The sequence below is a fragment of the Mesorhizobium sp. M1E.F.Ca.ET.063.01.1.1 genome (genome assembly GCF_003998155.1).
Taxonomy (GTDB): domain Bacteria; phylum Pseudomonadota; class Alphaproteobacteria; order Rhizobiales; family Rhizobiaceae; genus Mesorhizobium.
Genome location: NZ_RZSC01000656.1, coordinates 1 through 3,309, shown reverse-complemented (window position 1 = coordinate 3,309; position 3,309 = coordinate 1). Strand labels below are relative to the sequence as shown.

Here is a 3,309-nt window from a genome sequence, read left to right as displayed (position 1 = left end):
TCGCCACGTTTCTCGCAGGCCTCCCAGACCCTTGCCGCGGCGCCAACCGCTGCAGACCGTCAGCCGGCAAGCGTGCTGGCACGCTTCGGCATGGACGAAAGTGAAATCGAAGCCCTTGTCATGTCCGGCCTGTTTGACCGATAACCGGAGAACAGAAATCAACTTATCCTGAAAGTGTTTCGACCAAAAAGGTGAGCGCTTTGACCGAGACCAGGAAGGATGTCATCCGCGAGACCGATGCCGAGGCCGTCAGGCTGGCGAAGACGCTGATCCGCTCGGCCCGATTTGGCGCGCTGGCGGTGATCGAGCCTGGCACGGGCGCGCCGCTGGCAAGTCGGGTCGGCACGGCGACCGACATAGACGGCGCGCCGCTCATCCTCGTCTCGATGCTGGCCGCGCATACCGGCGCGCTTCTCGCCGATCCGCGCTGCTCGCTTCTGCTTGGCGAACCCGGCAAGGGGGATCCGCTCGCGCACCCGCGTATAACGCTGGCGTGCCAGGCGCTGCGGCTGGACCGTGGATCGGCCGAGCACCTTCGCGCCGAACGGCGCTACCTCAACAGCAACCCGAAAGCGAAGCTCTATGCCGGGCTTGGCGACTTCTCGATATTCCGGCTCGAGCCCGAACGCGCCAGCCTGAATGGCGGCTTCGGCAAGGCCTATCTTCTCGATCGCGCCGACCTGATCACCAGCGGCCCGGTCGTCGAGGAGCTCGCGGCTGGCGAGCAGTCCGCGCTTGACCACATGAACGCCGACCATCGCGATGCGATTGCCATTTATGCCCACCATTTCGGCCGAGCCGAAGGCGATGGCTGGATTGCGACGGGTTTCGATCCGGACGGCATGGACCTGGCTTCTGCGGATGGCGCCTGCAGGGTCTTCTTTCCGCAGCCTCTCACCGCTGCCCGCGAGTTGCGGGCCGTTCTGATCGAGATGGCAAAGGCTGGACGCGCCGCCGGCTAGACACGGCAACGAAAGTTAATCGCCTCAGCTCAAAAGCAACTCTTGAGATTTAGATAAAATGATCTACCTTTCGTTGTAGCGCTGATTCAGCGGCGCTTCCTGACCTGAACATTGTGGAATCAGCCACCATTGCCCCCATGGTGACTGGATGAGCCAGAAAACATGGGGGATCTATGATCTCGAGCAAGCTAGTCGCCAATGCCGAATCGGCTGCAGCGTTTCTGATGCTCATGGGCAATGAAAAGCGGCTGCTGATCGTGAGCTACCTGATCGACGGCGAAATGTCGGTCGGTGCCATCGCCGAAAAAGTTCAGCTGAGCCAGTCCGCTCTGTCGCAGCATCTGGCCAAGCTGAGAGCGCTCGATCTCGTCGAGACGCGTCGCGATCGCCAGATGATCTACTATTCCTGCAAGTCCGACGCCGTGCGCGAGCTGCTTCGCATGCTGGAAGGCATTTTCGGCGACGGCGACCTGTCCCAGATGGCCTATAAGATGCGCCGCGCCGGGTCTTGACCCGCCCTATCCAAAGCTCCTTACCTCGCTGACAATCTTGCCGGCGATATCTGCATGAACCTCATTCCCATCGGCGACCCGCAGGATCCGCGTGTCGCTGCCTATCTCGATATCCGCGAGCGCGATCTCATCGGTCGCCACGGGCGCTTCGTCGCCGAGGGCAAGGTGGTGCTGGATCTTCTTTTGTCGACCGGGCGCTTCGCCGCTGAGTCGGCCCTCATTCTCGAAAACAGGTTGGCCGGCCTGGAAGGCGTCCTGAGCAAGGCGCCGGCCGGCTTTCCGGTCTATGTCGCCAGCGGCGAGGTCATGGACCGTATCGCCGGCTTCCACATGCACCGCGGCATATTGGCGATCGGCGTTCGGGGTGCTCCTCAGCCGGCGCAGGCTTTGCTCGAAGCCTTGCCCGCAAGCGCGCTGGTCGTCGTTCTGGTCGGCATATCCAATCACGACAATATGGGCTCGATCTTCCGCAACGCCGCGGCCTTTGGCGCGGATGCCGTGCTTCTCGATCCAACCTGCTGCGATCCGCTCTATCGCAAGGCGATCCGCGTTTCGGTCGGGGCGGCGCTGAAGGTTGCCTTCGCGTCCTTCGGCGACACTACGAGCTTGATCGCAACGCTCGACCGGCTTGGCTTCACCCAGTTCGCGCTCTCGCCGCGCGGCGAAACCGACATTCGCGCGGCGGAAAGAACGCCTCGGCTGGCGCTCTATCTCGGCACCGAAGGCGAAGGCCTGCCCGAAGCTCTGCTCAACCGGCTGCGGACTGTACGGATCGGCATGGCGGATGGTTTCGACAGCCTGAACGTCGCTGCCGCTTCGGCCATTGCCCTGCATCACTTCTCGAAACGATAGCCGCTCAACCTGGGGGAGCGCCGCTTGGCCGACTGCCAGGATCAGTTGGTCGTGCTGGCCTTCTGCAGAGCCCTCACGCGGTCCGCGAGGCTGATGCCGCGTTCGCCGGCGCCCTGCCGCCCGTCGCGAGGAGTCGCCAAGGCTTTGGCAATGGGCGAATCCGGCCCGTCCAGCTTCATCGTCAGGTTGACGACCTCAGCCGCCAGTTCATTCATCTGCTCGCGAAGCGCCGCACCGGCGCGGCGCGCGTCGCCTGCCTGTTCGGGCCTTGCCGTTTCAAGCGCGGCGAGATCGGTCTTGAGCCGCTTGTTCTCACGCGCCAGCGCCGTCAGCCTCGACTCCAGCCGCTCCCGATCGCCCTCGAGCCTGGCGATAGCCTTGTCGATGCCTTCGACCTCGCCGGCATCGTGCGTTCCACCGTTTGCCGCGGGGGCCTGCTTTGGGCGTTCGCGCATCCGGGCAAGCTCCTTCTCGCGCCGGTCGAGCTTTTCCTCGCGGTCGGCAAGCGTCGCGAGCAGCCGTTCGACCTTCTTGTCCAGCTCGGCTGCCCGCTTCTTTTCCAACTTGAGCGCGTCTCTCGCCGCTTTGCCTTCCATGGCGGCTTCCTGATTGCGCCTTTCCGCTTCCTTGCGCTGGCTGCGCAGCACCGCGATGTCGTTGGCGAGCTTGTCCAGTTCCGATTCGCGGGCCACGAGCTCGATCTGGCGGTTGCTGGAAGCGAAGCTGGCGTCGTCATACATCTGCTCCAGCTTTTGCAGCTCCAGCGCGCGCTTCTCAAGCGAGCGCTCCGTTTGCGCCAGCTTTTCCGACACCTTGTGCAGTTCCTCCTCGCGTTGCCTGAGCTCGGCGTTCTTTGCCTGCAGATCGGAAAGGGCCTGGTTCTTGTCCTTCGTTTCGACCGTCAATCCCCCCCCCCCCCCCCCCCCCCCCCCCCCCCCCCCCCCCCCCCCCCCCCCCCCCCCCCCCCCCCCCCCCCCCCCCCC

The 3,309-nt window shown here is 64.2% G+C and carries 4 protein-coding genes; 3 read left to right on the top strand and 1 reads right to left on the bottom strand.

The window, feature by feature from the left end:
- Positions 1-200 precede the first annotated feature (200 nt).
- The 3 genes from EOA29_RS30020 to EOA29_RS30010 all read left to right on the top strand — a co-directional run bounded on the left by EOA29_RS30020 (position 201) and on the right by EOA29_RS30010 (position 2,326).
- Positions 201-962 (top strand): HugZ family protein, encoded by a 762-nt coding sequence (locus tag EOA29_RS30020; protein WP_126092294.1) that lies wholly within the window; start codon positions 201-203, stop codon positions 960-962.
- A gap of 173 nt (positions 963-1,135) precedes the next feature.
- Entirely contained in the window at positions 1,136-1,474 is a 339-nt protein-coding gene (locus tag EOA29_RS30015; RefSeq protein ID WP_126092293.1) for a metalloregulator ArsR/SmtB family transcription factor, read from the top strand.
- A gap of 54 nt (positions 1,475-1,528) precedes the next feature.
- A complete protein-coding gene (locus EOA29_RS30010) occupies positions 1,529-2,326 on the top strand; it encodes an RNA methyltransferase (protein WP_126092292.1) in 798 nt (265 codons plus the stop codon).
- A gap of 41 nt (positions 2,327-2,367) precedes the next feature.
- Here the strand turns inward: EOA29_RS30010 and EOA29_RS30005 are convergent, their stop codons facing one another.
- Positions 2,368-3,231, bottom strand: coding sequence for a hypothetical protein (locus tag EOA29_RS30005; RefSeq protein ID WP_348628922.1), 864 nt, complete (start codon positions 3,229-3,231; stop codon positions 2,368-2,370).
- Between the last annotated feature and the right edge of the window lie 78 nt (positions 3,232-3,309).

Bases quoted from the DNA above. Each gene is read 5' to 3' on its own strand.
- EOA29_RS30015 (WP_126092293.1), top strand. From the start codon at position 1,136: ATGATCTCGAGCAAGCTAGTCGCCAATGCCGAATCGGCTGCAGCGTTT.
- EOA29_RS30010 (WP_126092292.1), top strand. From the start codon at position 1,529: ATGAACCTCATTCCCATCGGCGACCCGCAGGATCCGCGTGTCGCTGCC.